The organism is Pseudomonas sp. NY11955 (assembly GCF_048068035.1).
GTDB lineage: Bacteria > Pseudomonadota > Gammaproteobacteria > Pseudomonadales > Pseudomonadaceae > Aquipseudomonas.
This window is the reverse complement of record NZ_JBLUPS010000014.1, coordinates 89,057-105,799: the sequence shown is the minus strand read 5'-3', so window position 1 is coordinate 105,799 and position 16,743 is coordinate 89,057. Positions and strand designations below refer to the sequence as shown.

The following is a 16,743-nucleotide window of genomic DNA, read 5'->3' as shown; positions in this document are numbered from 1 at the left end:
CCGTCGAGGAGGTCCGGCGATGAAACGAGCGAACCCACGGATTGCCGACAAATCCATCCCCATGGGGGCGCTGGTTTCATTGCCAGCGGTACTCCAGGACCACGGCGTCGACCCTTGGCCGTTGCTGGCCGCATACGGTATATACCCCGAATCCTTCAAACAGCACCTCAACCCGCTGCCGGTGCTGACCCATGGCCGGATCCTGGAAGCGGCAGCAGCCGTTTCCGCGTGCGACCATCTTGGCTTGCTGCTCGGCCAACGTGCCAACCTGCAGAATGCCGGCCCGCTGCGCTTTCTGGTGCTCAACGCACCGACGGTGCGCGTGGCCCTGGAAAGCCTGATCCACTATTGCGGGCTGTGGTACCGCGGCCTGCACCTGAACCTGGTTGAAGAACGCGGCTATGCAGGGCTGCGTCTGTCGATCTACGGTAATGTGCCGGGCGGCGAACAGCTGCTGACGGCATACCTGGCCGCCATTGTCACCATCATGCAACTGGTCGTCGGCAAGGCCTGGCGCCCGGCACTGGTGCGCATCGCCTACCGCAAGCCTGCTTCTGCCATGTTGTATGAGCAATTCTTCCGCTGCCCGGTGTGGTTCGGCCAGTCGCAGCACGAAGTGCTGTTTCCCCAGTCGCTGCTGGACACCCCCCGAGGTGGCCACGACGAGCAGTTGGACGACTTCCTACGCAGCCACCTCAACGAGTTGCAGGCACGCGAAGGCCCTGACCTGCCAAGCCGCGTCCGCCAGGTCATCGAGGCGTTGCTGTTGCAGGGTGAATGCTCGGTGGAGCGGGTGGCGGAATTCTTTGCGGTGCATCGCTTTACCTTGTACCGCTACCTAAGCGAGCACCACACCAGCTTCGAAGTGCTGCTCGAACAGACCCGCAAGGACATGGCCGCGCGGCTGCTGATCGACCCACACTTACCGATGGCAGAAATCGCCAGCCGGCTGGGCTACGAGAGCCAGGGCAGTTTCAGCCGTGCCTTCAGGCGCTGGTTCGACTGCTCGCCCCGCGAGTGGCGCAAGGTCGGTGACAATGTGCCGAAATGATAAAACCCTGTGACGAACTGATAAAAATCGTCACCGCGAAGCCAGTAACTTCTTCCCTATGCGAGCTGCTGTGCGCTCATTCGTTCACATAACGATAAATAGAACGGAGAAGTAACGATGCATTTCCTCGATGACAGTTTGTTCCCGGAAAACCAGGAAAAACTGGTGATTCAAGTCGCCCCCTATGGCCCGCAATGGACCCCGGCCTGCTCGGACGACATTCCAGTGAGCATGGACGACCAGATCCAGAAAGCGATCGACTGCTACAACGCCGGTGCCACCGTGTTGCACGTGCATGTTCGCGAAGAGGACGGCAAGGGCTCCAAGCGCCTGAGCAAGTTCAACGAAATGCTCGGCCTGCTGCGCCAGGCCGTGCCGGACATGGTCCTGCAGGTGGGTGGTTCGATTTCCTTCGCCCCGGAAAGCGAAGGCCAGGCCGCCAACTGGTTGGACTACGACACCCGCCACATGCTGGCCGAGCTGTCGCCCAAGCCTGACCAGGTGACCATCGCCATCAACACCAGCCAGATGAACATCTGCGAGCTGCTGACCGCCGATGACACCGCCGGCACCATCCTTGAGCAGCCGGGCTACTTCAATGCCTACCAGGAGATGGTCTCCGACGCGCGCCCGTCGTTCTTCATCGAGCACCTCAAGCGCCTGCAGGCCGCCGGCATCCAGCCGCACTTCATGCTCGGCCACGTGCACCAGTTGGAAACCGTCGAGCGCCTGATCCGTAAAGGCCTGTACACCGGCCCACTGATTCTCAACTACGTAGCCATCGGCGGCGGTGCGGCGGGCCTGGACCCGTCCGACATGGTCGAGTTCGTCAAGCGCACGCCGCCGGGTGCAGTACTGTCGATGGAAAGCGCCATGCGCGCGGTGCTGCCGATGAACGCCATGGCCATTGCCATGGGCCTGCATGTGCGGGTGGGCATCGAAGATACCTTGTGGGGCCGCAAGGGCGAGCGGATGTCCTCAGTGCAGCAGATCGAGCAGACCGTGCGCCTGGCCCGCGAGCTGAGCCGGGACATCGCCACCGGCAAGGAGGCCCGAGAGATCTACAAGATCGGCCAGGCCTATTCCAGCGCCGACGAAACCCTCGCCCAGCTGGGCATGGCGCCGAACCGTAAGCCGGGCCAGCGCGGGTTCACCGTGCCGGGCCAGTTCTGAGGCGATGGCTATCGGGTGATCGGGGCTTGCGTCGGTCACCTAATCCGAAAATGCTCAAAAGGTGTGAAGCATGAGCCTGGAAAACAAGGTTGTCCTGGTCACCGGCGTGGGGCCTGGATTGGGCAAGGCGTGTGCAGTGGCGTTTGCCCAGGCACAGGCCAAGGTGGTGATCTGCGATGTCAGCGAGCGTTCGCTCGAAGAGGCTGCGCAAGCGGTGCGGGCTGCGGGTGCCGAGTGCCTGGCCGTGCGCTGCGATGTGTCGTCCAGTCGTGAAGTCGATGGAATGTTCGAACAGATCGTCGCGCAGTTCGGCACCCTGCATGTGCTGGTGAACAACGCGGCGCTCACCCCCAATCGCGAGGTCGACACCCAGCGGCGCAATGAGCTGTACCGCTACATGTCCAGCCCCGAGCCGCGCCGCTCGCTGGGCTTCACCCGCCAGATCAGCGATGAGGAATGGCACCGCTACTGGGGTGTGAACGTGCACGGCATGTTCTATTGCACCCGCGCCGCCCTGCGGCTGATGGAGCCCCAGCGCGAAGGCCGGATCGTCAACATCGCCTCGATTGCCGGGTTGTCCAGCAAGAGCGCCCACAGCCCGCATTACTGCGCGACCAAGGGGGCGGTGATCGCCTTCACCAAGTCGGTGGCCTACGAGGTGGCGGGCGCCAACATCTTCGTCAATGCCATGGCCCCGGGCGGCGTCGCCACCCCGGCCTTCAATGCCTATCTGGACGCTATCGGCGAGGAGGCGCGCAACCGCCTGTGGCAGGGCGTTCCGCTCGGGCGCTTCGGCACCGTCGAGGAGTATGCCGGCACCGTGCTGTACCTGGCAGGCGAGCACTACCTGGTCGGCCAGGTGCTGAGCCCCAATGGCGGCGGCGTGATCTGAACCCAATCGATGCGAGAACGACTATGAGCGATACCCCGAATTTCAACGCCGTGCGTGCGGCCGGGCTGATCGATGAAAACCTGGACCGTCTGGCCGAGTGGGACGCGCCCTGGACCGAGCGCTTCATGGACCTGGTCCAGCAGAGCCAGGTCAATGCCGTCCTCGACCCCAAGCTGGTGGCCCTGATTCGCCTGAACATCGACGTCACCGCTACCCACTTGTACGCGCCGGGCGTGCGCCGCCATGTGCGTGACGCGCTGCGCCTGGGCGCCACCCGGGCAGAGATCCTGGAAGTGTTCAAGTTGGCCAGCGTGGTGGGCATTCATGCCTGCGCGCTGGGTGTGCCGCTGCTGGCCGAAGCGCTGGCCGAAGCCGGCATCGAGGACCTGCCGGTCACCCCGGGGCCGACGCCGGTTTGCGACGCGGTGCGCGCCAACGGCATGTTCAACCCTCTGTGGGAAACGCTGTACCAGTGGGATCCGGCCTACCTCGAGAGATTCCTCGGCATGGGTTTTGGCCTGTGGAAGGACGGCATCCTGCCACCGCTGTGGATCGAGTTTCTGTGCATCGCCGGCGATGCCGCGATCACTCACCTGTATGGCCACGGCACCCGCCGGCACATCGAGGCGGCACTGGCCCTGGGGGCGACCCGCGAGCAGGTGCTGGAGGTGCTGAAAATCGTCAGCCTGCAAGGCATCGAGGCCTGCGAGCTGGGTGTGCCGATGCTCGACGAGGCACTTGAAGCCCAGGCCGCCGGGCGCTAAGCGTATCGATAACAACAAGAACTTGCCCAGTGCGCCCGTCGCTAGAGGAGAGACCATGAACAGCGTGTATGAACCCGGCCGGCCATTGCTGACCGATGCCGGCACCGATGAAGTGCAGCGTACCTATCGCAAGATCACCTGGCGCCTGCTGCCGTTCCTGTTCCTTGCCTACATGATCAACTCGATCGACCGCATCAACATCTCCTTCGCCAAGCTGCGCATGGCCGAAGATCTTGCGCTGTCCGACGCTGCCTATGGGTTTGGCGCCGCGGCATTCTTCGTCGGCTACCTGCTGTTCGAGGTGCCTAGCAATTTGTATATGCAGCGGGTCGGCGCACGCCTGACCATCATGCGCATCATGGTGCTGTGGGGGCTGGTGACCATCGGCACCAGCCTGGTCGGTTCCGCCACCGGGCTGTACATCGCGCGCTTCCTGCTGGGGGTTGCCGAAGCCGGGTTCTTCCCTGGGGTGATTTTGTACCTGACCTACTGGTTCCCGGCTTCGCGCCGGGGGCGGATCACCTCGGTGTTCATCATGGCGGGGATTTTTGCCGGGATTGTTAGCGGGCCGCTGGCGGGCTGGATCATGACTCATTTCCACGGCTGGGCCGGGCTGCGCGACTGGCAGGCGCTGTTCGTGATCGAAGGCGTCCCAGCGGTGCTGCTCGGTCTTTTCGCCTGGTTCTGGCTGGACGACAAGCCGCAAGGGGTCAACTGGCTCAGTGCGCGCGAGAAAGCCATCGTCCAGGCCCAGCTGGCCAGTGAGCAAGTCGGTGCCGGCGGATCGCATGCCTCGTTTCGCCACCTGCTGCGCGACCCGCGGGTGCTGATGGCGGGCCTGGTGTTCTTTTGCATCTATTCGGGCACCAACACCGTGGCCTACTGGATGCCCAGCCTGATCCAGAGCCTGGGCCTGAGCGACCTCGGGCGCATCGGTCTGGTCAGTAGCCTGCCGTACTGCATCGCCCTGGTCGCCATGTACCTGCTGGGGCGCAGTTCGGACCGCCACCTGGAACGCCGCTGGCACCTGGCTCTGACCCTGTTCACCGGCGCTGCGTGCTTCCTGCTGCTGGGGCTGTTCCAGGGCAACCTGGTGCTGTCGCTGCTGTTCATGAGCCTGGGCGCCGCCGCCTGCCTGTCGGCGGTGCCGTTGTTCTGGACCATTCCGCCGGCCTACCTGAGCGGCCCGATGGCGGCGGGCGGAATCGCCTTGATCAGCACCCTGGGCGGCATCGCCGCGATGATCGCACCGGTGCTGGTGGGGGCGGTCAAGACCCATACCGGCAGCCTGTTCGTGGCCTTTGACGTGATTGCCGGGCTGCTGGTTCTCGGCGCCTTGGTCCTGTTGCTGGGCATCCCCGCAAGACTGCTGCGCGAGCGCGGCACAGCCGACTGACACGCCACACAACGCATCTCTCGGCTGGGGCCTGATGGCCTCGGCAGGGAGCGCTTCACCCTAAAAACAAGAAGAAGGTGACTTGCATGTCGAGCAGTACAGCCATTTCCCTCATCCGGTCCGGGCACTTCGCGCCCAGCCTGTTGGCCGCTGGCGTCACGCTGGCGACATTTTCCAGCCCGCTGGTCTTTGCTGCGACCTTCGAGGTGGGTGAGGATTGGTCATTGACCACCAACACCACCCTGAGCCTGGGCTCGAACTGGGCCCTGCGCAATGCTGACCCCGACCTGGTCTACGCCCCGGATGCACGCAGCATCGGCAAGCCAGGCAGCGGTATCGACACCAACGGTGACGACGGCCGGCTCAACTTCAGCAAGCACGATACGATCTCCCAGGTATTCAAGGGGCTGACCGAGTTCGACCTCAATGACGGCGGTCAGGGCGCTTTCGTGCGCTTCAAGTACTGGTACGACCATGCGCTGGAAACCCGCGATGGCGATTTCAAGCCATTCGACGACAGCGGTTGGCCGGATATGGCGCGCTTCCAGGGCTTCGAAACCCTTGATGCATACCTGTGGAAGGCGTTTCAGCTGGGCGGCAAGCCGCTTAACGTGAAGCTTGGCAAGCAGGTGTTGACCTGGGGCGAGGCGCTGTTCTTCCAGAACGGCATCAACGCCATCAACCCGTTGGACGTGTCGGCCTTCAACCGCCCGGGGGTGGAACTGAAGGAAGGGCAGTTGCCGGTGGAAATGCTGTCGTTCAACTTTGGCCTGAGCGACACCTTGAGTCTGGAGGGCTTCTACCAGTTCAACTTCCGCGCCTCGGTGCTGGACGGTTGTGGCACGTTCTTCCAATCCGCTGACTTTGCCCCCGAGGGGTGCGGGCCGATCATCGCCGCCGTCAGCGGCGACCGCACCACTGCCAATGCCCTGCGCAGCGGCACGTATATCCCCCGCGGGCAGACCGAGTGGGCCAGCGACACTGGCCAGTACGGCTTCGCCCTGCGCAAGCTGCTCGAAGGCCTGAACGATGCCGAGCTGGGCCTGTACTACGCCAACTACCACAGCCGTTTCTCGTCGTTCAACGGCAGTGCTGTAGGCCAGGCGGGCCTGGCAAACTTCAAGACCGCCAGCTACAACTCGGTCTACCCCGAAGACATCCGCCTGTATGGCGTGAGCCTGAATGGCGTGGTCGCCGGCGCCGCGGTATTCGGCGAACTGAGTTACCGGCCCAACCAGCCGCTGGGCTTCAACGGCAACGACCTGGTGCAGTTCCTGCTGCGCAGCCCCAACACACCTTTCACCGCGCCAGGGGTGGCGCCGGCTTTCGGCGCGCCGGTCGAAGGGTACAAACGCATACCGGTGTACCAGTTTTCCCTCGGCGTCACCGACACCATTCCCAACCTGCTCGGTGCGCAGCGTTTCGCCTGGGCGGCGGAGGGGGCCGTCAATCACATTGGCGACCTTGGCGACGAGCGTTTCGGTCGCAGCGGCGCCTATGGCCGCAGCGAACTCACTACCGCCGGCTTCGACCCGGCTCAGCCAGCAACAGCGTGCATCACGCCAGGTACTGCCAACCTCACCAGCGGGCAGGTCCTGGCGCTCAACGAAAAGAACTGCAATGCAAACCGCGGCTTCTTCACCGACTGGTCCTGGGGCTACCGCCTGCGTGGTGCACTGAGCTACGAAGGGCTGCTGCCGTCGACGGTGATCACCCCGAGCATCAATTTCCGCCATGACGTGAACGGTTATGGCCCCAACTTCCAGGAAGGACAGAAGGCCGTCGGCCTATCCCTGCTGTTCGAGTACCGCAACGACTACTCGTTGGAGTTTGCCTACAACGACTTCTTCGGCTCGAACGACTTCACCACCCTCGACGATCGTGACTTCGCGTCGGTCAACCTAAAGGTGAGCTTCTGATGCAAAACACCCTGAAAAAACTGCCTCTGGTGATGCTGCTCCTGGTCGCCGTGCAGGCGCCATCCTTTGCCAAGCAAACCGATGCCGGCAAGCTGGACGGCCCGCTCAACCCCATGGGCGGTGAACGCGCCGCCAATTCCGATGGCAGCATTCCTGCCTGGGACGGTGGATTGAAGCCAGGCAGCGTGGCGGCATCGGCCAATGGCGACTACCCCGATCCGTTCGCCACGCAGCAGCCGATCGTGGTCATTACCTCCACCAATGCCGCGCAGTATCAAGCGCTGCTTACGCCGGGGCAGGCGGCGATGCTCAAGCGCTACCCCGAGTACCGGATGAACGTCTACCCAACTCAGCGTACTGCGCGGATGCCAGAGACCGTCAACCAGGCGACCAGAACCAATGTCGGCACCGTCACGCTGGCTGATCAGGGCTACGGGCTGAATGGCTACAGTTCGGGCGTGCCATTCCCTATGCCGACCGAGCCGCTGGAAATCATCTGGAACCATCTGGCGCGTTATGTCGGTAATTCGCTGGAACGCGAGATGGCCTCGGCTACCGTCGAGGCCAACGGCACTTCGAACCTGATCACCTACGCCCAGTCGGTACACTGGCGCAACGCTTTGAGCGACCTGCAGCCCGATGATAACGTCCTGTACTACAGCCTGATTCGCGCCTTGAGCCCATCGCGGGTGGCTGGCGAGATCACGTTGGTGCACGACCCGATCAATCAGGTGGCCGCTGTGCGCGATGCGTGGCAGTACATCCCCGGCCAGCGCCGTGTTCGCCGTGCACCGACAGTGGCCTATGACTCCAGTGCCCGCTACAGCTATGGTCAGCTGACCAGCGATGGTGTGGGTGGCTTCAACGGCGCTCCGGACCGCTACGACTGGAAGCTGTTGGGCAAGCAGGAACGCCTTATTCCCTACAACAGTTACAAACTGGCTAGCAAATCGCTGAAATACGCCGACATCCTCAAGGCAGGCTCCATAGACCCGCAATACGTGCGCTATGAGAAGCATCGCGTTTGGGTGGTGGAGGCGACTCTCAAACCCGGCACCCGGCATGTCTATGGGAAACGGCGCTTCTATATCGACGAGGACACCTGGCAGATCGCGTCCTCAGAGATGTATGACAGCCGTGGCGAGCTATGGCGCATCTACGAGAACTACCCGATGCAATTGCCGGACGTAGATGCCCCTTTCCCGGCAATGGATGCGACCTACGATCTGATATCCGGCCGCTACACCACTAACTTCATGACCAACGAATACCAGAAGAAGATGGTGTTCAACCTGACCGCCAGCAAGGACTTCTACAGCCCGGGTGCATTGCGGCGCTACGGTAAGTAACTCATCAAGCAGCCTCCCGTACATCGGCGTGACCTTTTTCCGCTGCTTCGGCAGCGGTTTTTTTTCTTGAACTCTAGAGTCGCCGGACACGCTAAAGCTGTGCGGGTCCCTCGAAGTACCCTCTCTGCACAATGTCCGCTATGGATCGAGAGCTGCCGGACCCGAGTAGCCGCAATCGACCCAAAGCGGAGATTGGCTGCGAGCCGCTGATATTTCGGTTGAGCGTTAATGGGAAAGGTGCGACAACGCCTGGATGAATTCCGACGTGATTTTTCAGTGCTGATCGTCCCGTCAACCTGCAAGACCGGAGATAATTCGCCACTTCAAGTATTTGCCATCAAGGAACGGACATGGCACTGACAAGCAAGATCACTCCCTACAACCCCGCATGGCCCCTCCGATTTCTGGCAGACAAGTCACTCATCGCTTCGGCCTTTGGCGATGAGCTGATTGCCATACACCACGTTGGAAGCACCTCTGTTCCAGGTCTCGCGGCGAAGCCCGAGATCGATGTACTCATCGAGGTCCGCGATCATTGCAATGTCTCGGCGCGAGACCAGGTGTTGAAGGATTTGGGGTATGTTCGAGGAAGTGACCTATCGGAAGGGCATTATTTCTACCGACGCAATGTGGATGGGATTCGCACGCACAAGCTCCACGTTTGTGCCCGCGACCACATTGCGATCACTCAGATGATCGGGTTCAGAGATTTGCTCAGGCGCGATGCCTCGATCCGCCAGCAGTATGAAGCGCTGAAGCTTCAGTTAGAGTCGAGCAATACTGGTGGAATGGCTGAATATCTGGAGAAAAAGGGACCATTCATTATTGCCGCGCTCATCAACGCCGGTATCCATCCTTGAATGATCGTTGGGCCGCGAGAGAACGCCGCATTCGACCCAAAGCTGCCAGTGAGCCGAACAGCAACCTTTGTGGGAGCGGGCGCGCCCGCGAAGAATCAAACGCGTAGACTGGCACCGGCTGCGCCGGTGTTCGCGGGCACGCCCGCTCCCACAGAGTGCGCATAGCACTATGACATCAGTTTTTTCAGCGTCTGCTTTGGGTCGAAAGCGGTCGCTCACGACTGACCGCTTTCGACCCAAAGCGGCCAGCCGTAGCCAGAGGAAGGGTTTAGTTCACCATCACTTCGTCCAGCGCCTGTTCAAGGATGCTGACCGTGCGCTCGATATTGTGCAGTTTTTCCAGCCCGAACAAACCGATGCGGAAGGTTTGGAAATCAGCCGGTTCGTCACATTGCAACGGCACTCCGGCGGCTATCTGCAGCCCGTGCTCGGCAAACTTCCTACCGTTCTTGATCTCGCCATCTTCGGTGTAGCTCACCACTACGCCTGGGGCCTGGAACTTGGCTGCGGCCACGCTCTTGATGCCTCTGCCGGTCAACATGGCGCGCACGCGAGTGCCCAGCGCCTGTTGTTCGTCGCGGAGCTTGTCGAAACCGTAGGCTCGCATCTCGTTCATCACGTCGTTGAAGCGAGCGAGGGCATCACTGGGCATGGTCGCATGGTAAGCATGTCCGCCCTGTTCGTAGGCCTGCATGATCTGAAGCCACTTTTTCAGGTCGCAGGCAAAGCTGCTGCTTTGGGTCTGCTCAATGCGCTCGAGGGCTAAAGCACTGAGCATCACCAGGGCGCAGCAAGGGGAGGCGCTCCAGCCTTTTTGCGGTGCGCTGATCAGCAGGTCGACTGCGCACTTTTGCATATCAACCCATAGCGCGCCTGAGGCAATGCAGTCCAGTACGAACAGCCCGCCCACCGCATGCACGGCGTCCCCGACGGCTCGCAGGTACTCGTCGGGCAGGAGGATCCCTGACGAGGTTTCGACGTGGGGGGCGAAGACAATCTGTGGTTTGTGCGCCTCGATGGCCGCCAGCACTTCGTCCAGAGGCGCGGGCGCGTAGGCTGCCTGGCGGCCCGTATCGACCGGTCGGGCTTTCAGCACCGTGGTCGCCGCCGGGATGTTGCCCATCTCAAGTATCTGGCTCCAGCGATAGCTGAACCAGCCGTTGCGGATCACCAGGCATTGCTGGCCGGTGGCAAACTGTCGCGCTACCGATTCCATGCCGAACGTACCGCTGCCCGGTACTACCGCAACAGCCTGGGCGTTATAGACCTGTTTCAGGGTCGTGGAAATGTTCCTCATCACGCCTTGAAATGCCTGCGACATGTGGTTGAGCGAGCGGTCGGTGTAGACCACCGAGTACTCGATCAGCCCTTCAGGATCAATACTGGGATAGAGCTTTGACATGCGGTGACTCCTTTGGCAGAGATGCTATTGCTATGGCCTGTCCTGTTGAATGGCCTTGGCGGTTCGTAGCGCTATCGCTTTCGGCTGATTTTCTGCGGCCTCGTCCAGGTTATTAGCCATGACGTCGCGCTGCAGTCAGAACCTCATCCTGATCCAGTTGTAGAGATTCAGGCCCTCGCGTGATAGCTCACCATCGGTGCGACGGCATAAATAGTAGGCACGCCCATCGTCCAACGCGTAATCAAAGAGTTTTACGAGCTCCCCGCTATCTCTTGCATCGGCAATCAGTGGTTCTCGCAGCAAAGCACACCCTAACCCCTGCAATGCTGCCGCCATGGTCAGCTGTCCATCTTCGAACAATAGACCTTGCAGCGCAGCCGGGTGCCGCACCTCGTTCGCTTGAAGCCACTGTGACCACGTACTTCGCTCCTCATCATGCAGCAGGGGAACGCGGGCAAGTGCTTGCGGGTTATCAAGAGGCCCGTAGCGCTTGATCAGCGAAGGGGTTGCCCAGGCCGTCACGGCTCCGGGAATGAGCGGCTCGCTGTGGTAGCCCGACCAGTGACCTGTCCCGAAGCGAATGGAAATGTCAGCTGCATCGCTGGGGTAGCTACGGTGGTTGGCATAAGTGACGTTTACATCGACGCCGGGGTTGTCATTCAGGAAGTCATTCAGCTGAGGAATGAACAGGTTCAGGCCAAAGGTGGGGATCAGGCTAATCGTCACCTGGCGCATGGCGTTCTGCTCTCGGACATGATCCGTGGCACTGCGCAGTACGGCAAATGCAGAGCGGATGGCTCGGTAATACTCCCGCCCGTGTTCGGTGAGGATCAAATTGCGCCCTTGGCGCACCGTCAACGCCTGACCTAGAAACGCTTCCAACAGATGCAACTGATGGCTGACCGCAGAAGCGGACACATTCAGTTCGCGCGCGGCTGCGGTCACTCCTCCGTGCCTGGCAAATGCTTCGAAAGTTCGAACAGCCCGAAGAGGAGGATCGCTGGCCAATTGTTCTAATAAATTCATGTGTTGAGTTCATTTTTAGTGTTTATGCTAGGAAAACGCAATTTATGGCCGAAAACAAGCGTTTTCTGTCGACTTATAAGGATATGAAATTAAGATATTTGATTAAATTAGAATAATTTCATAAGGTTCGCGGCCTGCCATTTCTCATCTGTCCAGGTCTGCCAGCTTCATGGAACTCTTCATTCAACAACTGCTCAACGGCATGCTGTCGGGCAGCCTGTATGCGCTGATAGCCCTGGGATACACCATGGTCTACGGCATCCTGCGCATCATCAATTTCGCCCATGGCGACGTCCTGATGGTCGGTACACTGATCGGCCTGTCGGCTATTCATGGTTTGCAAGCAGCATTTCCCACACTGCCCCTCGAAGGGGTTCTGCTGGGGGCAATCGTCATTGCAATGGCCGGTAGCGGACTGCTCGCGTTATTCATCGAACGCATCGCTTACCGGCGGCTGCGAAACGCGCCACGTCTAGCACCGCTAATCAGCGGCATCGGCGTTTCATTGCTTCTGCAGACGCTGGCGATGTTGGTATGGACTCGCAATCCACAAGTCTTCCCCCAGCTCTTGCCGATGACACCCATCGAGCTGACTGCTGGCGATGCCACTCACGCCCCTGCAATTACCAACGCCACCGCACTGGCCACCATCGCCGTCGCTTTCCTGGTCATGATCGGTTTGCTGCTGCTGGTTAACCGGACGCGATTGGGAAGGGCGATGCGGGCCGTTTCCGAGAACCCTCAGGTTGCAAGCCTTATGGGCATCAACCCTAATGCGGTGGTAGCCATGACGTTCGCCATCGGTGGTGCGCTGGCAGCCTTGGCCGGCGTGATGATGGCCAGCAACTACGGCAGCGCTCATTTCTACATGGGATTCTTGCCTGGGCTCAAAGCGTTCACTGCAGCGGTACTGGGTGGAATTGGCAACCTTCAAGGGGCCATGTTGGGTGGGCTGCTTCTAGGCCTGATCGAGGCTTTGGGTACTGGTTACCTGGGGGAATGGACTAATGGCGTCTTTGGCAGCAATTACCAGGACGTCTTCGCGTTCCTCGTGTTGATTGCCGTCCTGGTGCTTCGTCCTTCGGGCCTGCTCGGTGAGCGGCTGGCGGTGCGCGCATGAGCCTGGCGATCACGTTTACTCAACCTGTCATCCGGGCCCGCTTCGGTGTCGCGTTGTTCGCCATTGCCGTGCTTGTAGCGCCCTGGGTGGTCGGTCATGCAGGCGGTAATGCGTGGGTGCGTATGCTCGATTTCGCGCTTTTGTACCTGATGCTTGCGCTGGGGCTGAACATCGTCGTCGGTTATGCCGGGTTGCTGGACCTGGGCTTCATTGCCTTTTACGCACTGGGTGCCTATCTCGCCGCTTTGCTCGCGTCGCCGCATCTGCTTACGCAGTTCCCAGCCTTGGCTGCGTTACTACCTGCGGGGCTTCATGCTTCGATATGGGTAGTGGTGCCGCTGGCTGCCTTGCTGGCCGCCGGACTTGGGATGCTGCTGGGTGCTCCGACATTGCGACTGCGCGGCGACTATCTGGCAATCGTCACGCTTGGCTTTGGCGAGATCATTCGCATCATCCTGCGAAACCTTGATCGCCCGGTGAACATTACAAATGGCTCCAAAGGCATCGCCTCGGTCGACCCGGTTCACCTGTTCGGGCTCAACCTGGCGCGTACTCACGAGGTATTCGGCCTCAAGGTGACCTCGGTTTACCTCTATTACTACCTTTTCGCTGCCCTGGCTGTACTGATTCTCCTGGCTTGCCTGCGCCTGCAGCATTCCCGCATCGGTCGAGCATGGATGGCGATCCGGGATGATGAAGACGCAGCCGAGGCCATGGGCTTGGACACGCGCAAGTTGAAGCTGCTCGCCTTCGCCATAGGCGCCAGTTTCGGCGGGATCGCAGGTGCGATGTTCGCTTCGTTCCAAGGGTTCGTGTCACCTGAATCGTTCACCCTCAACGAGTCTGTCGCGGTACTTGCCATGGTGGTTCTGGGGGGAATGGGGCATATCCCGGGTGTCGTTCTGGGCTGCCTGTTGCTTGCAGCGTTACCAGAGGTTTTGCGGGCCAGCATGGGAAGCTTGCAGCATTGGCTGTTTGGCCAGGTGCTGGTCGATCCCGAGATCGTTCGTCAGTTGTTCTATGGCTTGGCGTTGATTCTGGTGATGCTCTATCGCCCGGCCGGCTTATGGCCTGCCCAGAAGGAGATCCAGCGATGACTGGCCAACTGTTGAAGGTTGAAGGCGTGGTCAAGCGCTTCGGTGGTGTGCATGCCCTGGATGACGTGAGCCTATATCTCGAACCTGGCGAGGTGCACGGTCTTATCGGGCCGAATGGCGCAGGCAAAACCACACTCTTCAATGTCATGACCGGCCTTTATCAAGCTGACGCCGGCACCTTCAGCCTCGATGGTCAGCCTTACAAGCCTGATGCGGTGCATCGAGTCGCGCAGGTCGGCATTGCTCGCACCTTCCAGAACATCCGCCTGTTCGCAAGCATGACAGCGCTGGAGAACGTCATGGTCGGTCGTCATGTACGTACCTCTAATGGCGTTTGGGCTGCCTTGAGCCGCCATCGACGTGCTCGCGAAGAAGAGCAGCACACTCGCCAGACCGCTCTTGAGCTTTTGCGCTACGTCGGTATCGGCGAGCTCGCGGATCGACGCGCCGACACGTTGTCCTACGGCCATCAACGGCGACTGGAGATCGCCAGAGCCCTCGCCACCGAACCCCGGGTACTGGCGCTGGACGAGCCGGCAGCCGGCATGAACGCCGTCGAGAAACAGCAACTGCGAGCATTGCTCGATCGCATTCGTGCCGATGGGCGCTCGCTGCTGCTCATCGAACATGACGTCAAGCTTGTGATGGGGCTTTGCGACCGACTCACCGTACTCGACCACGGCCGCGTGATCGCCCGTGGCAGCCCGCAGCAGATTCGACAGGATCGGGCTGTGATAGAGGCCTATCTTGGAGCGGGCGCTCATGAATGAACCGTTGTTGGACATCCGTAATCTCGGCGTACAGTACGGCGCTATCCGTGCAGTCAAATCGCTTGACTTGTATGTGAACGCTGGCGAGCACGTGACGCTGATTGGCGCCAATGGTGCCGGAAAGACATCGACATTGCGCGCCCTGACGGGACTGATCGCGGCGAGTGAGGGCGAGATCCTGTTTGCCGGGCGATCCCTTCACGGCGTACCGGCACATCAGCGAATCGCTCAAGGCCTGGTGATGGTGCCCGAGGGCCGAGGGGTATTCGCCCGCATGAGTGTCGAAGAGAACCTGCTCGCGGGGGCCTACCTGCGCAGTGATCACACGGCAGTGGCTCAGCAGGTCGAAGAGATTGTGGACTGGTTCCCTCATTTGAAACGTCGCTTCAAGCAGCCCGCTGGACTGCTGTCTGGTGGTGAGCAGCAAATGCTTGCCCTTGGCAGAGCGCTACTTTCCAAGCCACGCCTGTTGATACTGGACGAGCCCTCGATGGGGCTGGCACCGATCATGGTCGATCGTATTTTCGAAGCCATTGCCCAGGTGTGCAAACGCGGTATCACGCTGCTGCTGGTGGAGCAGAACGCTCGCTTGGCATTACAGGTGACCGAGCGCGCCTACGTGCTCGACAGCGGTTTGATAACGCTCAGTGGGCAATCACACGACCTTCTCGATGACCCAAAGGTACGCGCTGCGTACTTGGGTGATTGAACTCCAGCGCTACCGGGCCACCGGCGTGTGTCTACCGCCAAGGCGAGTCTTGCCGCCTATTACAAGGATCCATTTACATGTTCATGCCCTTCAAACGTACCACCCTGGCAAGTGTGCTGCTTGTCGCAATCGGCAGCACAAATGCCTATGCCGACCAGCAAGTGCTGATCGGTCTTGCAGCTCCGCTCACCGGCCCATCCGCCCGTATCGGCAAGGATCTGGAAAATGGTGCGCAATTGGCCATTGATGCAGCCAATGCACGCCATCCCAAAATTGCCGGCGAAGCCATTACCTACAAGTTGATCGCAGAGGACGACCAGTCCGACCCCAGGACTGCAGTCAGCGTTGCGCAGCGCCTAGTCGACGCAGGCGTCGTCGGCCATTGGAATACCGGTACCAGCATTCCAGCCGCTCGGGTCTACAACGAAGCGGGGATTGCCCAGGTCGCACCGGTGGCCACCGGGCACGCCTACGCGCAGCAGGGCTTTGACACCAGCTTCCGAATCATGGGGCATGACGATGATGGCGGCCAGGTTGCTGGGCACTATGCGCTTCAAACGCTCAAGGCACATAGGATCGCCGTCATCGACGACCGTACGGCGTTTGGTCAGGGGCTTGCCGACCAATTCATCAAGTCTGTCGAGGCGGATGGCAGCAAGGTCATCGCCCGTGAGTATGTTGACGACAAGACCGCAGACTTCAGTGCTGTGCTGACCAGCATTCGGGCCAAGAACCCCGACCTGATCTTTTTTGGTGGCGTCGATGCGCAAGCTGCCCCGTTGGCGCGACGTATGAAGCAACTGGGCATCAAAGCGACCCTGATGGGCGCGGGCGGTTTTGTCAGCCAAACCTTCCTTACCCTTGCACAAAAAGAAGGCGAGGGTGTCACCGCGCTTGAGCCAGGTCTTGCGATCGACCAGATGCCAGGTGGCAGGGCCTTTGCCAAGGCGTATCAGGATCGCTTCAAAGCGCCCATCGAACTGCACGCGCCATTCGCCTACGACGGCGTCGGTGTACTGATTGCAGCTTTGGAGAAAGCTGACTCCACAGATCCGGAGCGTTACCTGCCCGTTCTTCGCGCGAGTGCGTTTCAAGGGGTAACAGGCACCATTAGTTTCGATACCGAAGGCAACTTGAAAAACCCAACCTTCACCGTCTACCAGGTGAAGGAAAACAAGTGGCAGCCCGTCAGCGTTGCTGGCGGCAAGCCCTGAC

At 60.6% G+C, this 16,743-nt stretch carries 15 protein-coding genes; 13 read left to right on the top strand and 2 right to left on the bottom strand.

The features are described 5' to 3' along the window. The first annotated feature begins 19 nt into the window (after positions 1–19). The 8 genes from ACNFBR_RS23075 (at position 20) to ACNFBR_RS23040 (ending at position 9,404) form a co-directional block, all read left to right on the top strand. Entirely contained in the window at positions 20–1,051 is a 1,032-nt protein-coding gene (locus ACNFBR_RS23075) for an AraC family transcriptional regulator ligand-binding domain-containing protein (RefSeq protein WP_416736950.1), read from the top strand. Between the two features lie 117 nt (positions 1,052–1,168). Continuing rightward, complete coding sequence (locus tag ACNFBR_RS23070) at positions 1,169–2,224, top strand: 3-keto-5-aminohexanoate cleavage protein (protein ID WP_416736949.1); 1,056 nt, start codon at positions 1,169–1,171, stop codon at positions 2,222–2,224. 70 nt (positions 2,225–2,294) lie between these two features. Continuing rightward, entirely contained in the window at positions 2,295–3,116 is an 822-nt protein-coding gene (locus tag ACNFBR_RS23065) for an SDR family NAD(P)-dependent oxidoreductase (protein WP_416736948.1), read from the top strand. Between the two features lie 23 nt (positions 3,117–3,139). Continuing rightward, the gene (locus ACNFBR_RS23060; protein WP_416736947.1) at positions 3,140–3,880 is read left to right on the top strand and encodes a carboxymuconolactone decarboxylase family protein; all 741 of its coding nucleotides are present in this window, start codon (positions 3,140–3,142) and stop codon (positions 3,878–3,880) included. A gap of 55 nt (positions 3,881–3,935) precedes the next feature. Next, positions 3,936–5,276 carry an MFS transporter gene (locus ACNFBR_RS23055; protein WP_416736946.1) on the top strand — a complete coding sequence of 447 codons (1,341 nt, stop codon included), beginning with the start codon at positions 3,936–3,938 and terminating at the stop codon, positions 5,274–5,276. A gap of 86 nt (positions 5,277–5,362) precedes the next feature. Beyond that, complete coding sequence (locus ACNFBR_RS23050) at positions 5,363–7,195, top strand: DUF1302 domain-containing protein (RefSeq protein WP_416736945.1); 1,833 nt, start codon at positions 5,363–5,365, stop codon at positions 7,193–7,195. After that, the gene (locus ACNFBR_RS23045; RefSeq protein WP_416736944.1) at positions 7,195–8,544 is read left to right on the top strand and encodes a DUF1329 domain-containing protein; all 1,350 of its coding nucleotides are present in this window, start codon (positions 7,195–7,197) and stop codon (positions 8,542–8,544) included. The genes ACNFBR_RS23050 and ACNFBR_RS23045 overlap by 1 nt, the downstream gene beginning before the upstream one ends. Positions 8,545–8,894: 350 nt before the next feature. After that, on the top strand, positions 8,895–9,404 hold the full coding sequence (locus tag ACNFBR_RS23040) for a GrpB family protein (protein WP_416736943.1): 510 nt from the start codon (positions 8,895–8,897) through the stop codon (positions 9,402–9,404). Positions 9,405–9,672: 268 nt separating this feature from the next. Here the strand turns inward: ACNFBR_RS23040 and ACNFBR_RS23035 are convergent, their stop codons facing one another. Together ACNFBR_RS23035 and ACNFBR_RS23030 are read right to left on the bottom strand one after the other, a co-directional pair. After that, complete coding sequence (locus ACNFBR_RS23035; protein WP_416736942.1) at positions 9,673–10,806, bottom strand: aminotransferase class V-fold PLP-dependent enzyme; 1,134 nt, start codon at positions 10,804–10,806, stop codon at positions 9,673–9,675. A 135-nt stretch (positions 10,807–10,941) separates the two neighbouring features. After that, entirely contained in the window at positions 10,942–11,832 is an 891-nt protein-coding gene (locus tag ACNFBR_RS23030; RefSeq protein ID WP_416736941.1) for a LysR substrate-binding domain-containing protein, read from the bottom strand. Between the two features lie 169 nt (positions 11,833–12,001). Between ACNFBR_RS23030 and ACNFBR_RS23025 the strand changes: the two genes are divergently transcribed. The 5 genes from ACNFBR_RS23025 to ACNFBR_RS23005 all read left to right on the top strand — a co-directional run bounded on the left by ACNFBR_RS23025 (position 12,002) and on the right by ACNFBR_RS23005 (position 16,742). Further along, complete coding sequence (locus ACNFBR_RS23025) at positions 12,002–12,952, top strand: branched-chain amino acid ABC transporter permease (protein WP_416736940.1); 951 nt, start codon at positions 12,002–12,004, stop codon at positions 12,950–12,952. Continuing rightward, entirely contained in the window at positions 12,949–14,049 is a 1,101-nt protein-coding gene (locus tag ACNFBR_RS23020; RefSeq protein ID WP_416736939.1) for an ABC transporter permease subunit, read from the top strand. Before ACNFBR_RS23025 ends, ACNFBR_RS23020 begins: the two co-directional genes overlap by 4 nt. Further along, a complete protein-coding gene (locus tag ACNFBR_RS23015; protein ID WP_416736938.1) occupies positions 14,046–14,819 on the top strand; it encodes an ABC transporter ATP-binding protein in 774 nt (257 codons plus the stop codon). The genes ACNFBR_RS23020 and ACNFBR_RS23015 overlap by 4 nt, the downstream gene beginning before the upstream one ends. Continuing rightward, entirely contained in the window at positions 14,812–15,528 is a 717-nt protein-coding gene (locus tag ACNFBR_RS23010; RefSeq protein WP_416736937.1) for an ABC transporter ATP-binding protein, read from the top strand. The genes ACNFBR_RS23015 and ACNFBR_RS23010 overlap by 8 nt, the downstream gene beginning before the upstream one ends. 83 nt (positions 15,529–15,611) lie before the next feature. Further along, positions 15,612–16,742, top strand: a complete 1,131-nt coding sequence (locus tag ACNFBR_RS23005; protein ID WP_416736994.1) for a branched-chain amino acid ABC transporter substrate-binding protein — start codon at positions 15,612–15,614, stop codon at positions 16,740–16,742. The last annotated feature ends 1 nt before the right edge of the window (position 16,743 follow it).

Coding starts and splice junctions, on each gene's coding strand:
- ACNFBR_RS23075 (WP_416736950.1), top strand. CDS start 20: ATGAAACGAGCGAACCCACGGATTGCCGACAAATCCATCCCCATGGGG.
- ACNFBR_RS23070 (WP_416736949.1), top strand. CDS start 1,169: ATGCATTTCCTCGATGACAGTTTGTTCCCGGAAAACCAGGAAAAACTG.
- ACNFBR_RS23065 (WP_416736948.1), top strand. CDS start 2,295: ATGAGCCTGGAAAACAAGGTTGTCCTGGTCACCGGCGTGGGGCCTGGA.
- ACNFBR_RS23060 (WP_416736947.1), top strand. CDS start 3,140: ATGAGCGATACCCCGAATTTCAACGCCGTGCGTGCGGCCGGGCTGATC.
- ACNFBR_RS23055 (WP_416736946.1), top strand. CDS start 3,936: ATGAACAGCGTGTATGAACCCGGCCGGCCATTGCTGACCGATGCCGGC.
- ACNFBR_RS23050 (WP_416736945.1), top strand. CDS start 5,363: ATGTCGAGCAGTACAGCCATTTCCCTCATCCGGTCCGGGCACTTCGCG.
- ACNFBR_RS23045 (WP_416736944.1), top strand. CDS start 7,195: ATGCAAAACACCCTGAAAAAACTGCCTCTGGTGATGCTGCTCCTGGTC.
- ACNFBR_RS23040 (WP_416736943.1), top strand. CDS start 8,895: ATGGCACTGACAAGCAAGATCACTCCCTACAACCCCGCATGGCCCCTC.
- ACNFBR_RS23035 (WP_416736942.1), bottom strand. CDS start 10,806: ATGTCAAAGCTCTATCCCAGTATTGATCCTGAAGGGCTGATCGAGTAC.
- ACNFBR_RS23030 (WP_416736941.1), bottom strand. CDS start 11,832: ATGAATTTATTAGAACAATTGGCCAGCGATCCTCCTCTTCGGGCTGTT.
- ACNFBR_RS23025 (WP_416736940.1), top strand. CDS start 12,002: ATGGAACTCTTCATTCAACAACTGCTCAACGGCATGCTGTCGGGCAGC.
- ACNFBR_RS23020 (WP_416736939.1), top strand. CDS start 12,949: ATGAGCCTGGCGATCACGTTTACTCAACCTGTCATCCGGGCCCGCTTC.
- ACNFBR_RS23015 (WP_416736938.1), top strand. CDS start 14,046: ATGACTGGCCAACTGTTGAAGGTTGAAGGCGTGGTCAAGCGCTTCGGT.
- ACNFBR_RS23010 (WP_416736937.1), top strand. CDS start 14,812: ATGAATGAACCGTTGTTGGACATCCGTAATCTCGGCGTACAGTACGGC.
- ACNFBR_RS23005 (WP_416736994.1), top strand. CDS start 15,612: ATGCCCTTCAAACGTACCACCCTGGCAAGTGTGCTGCTTGTCGCAATC.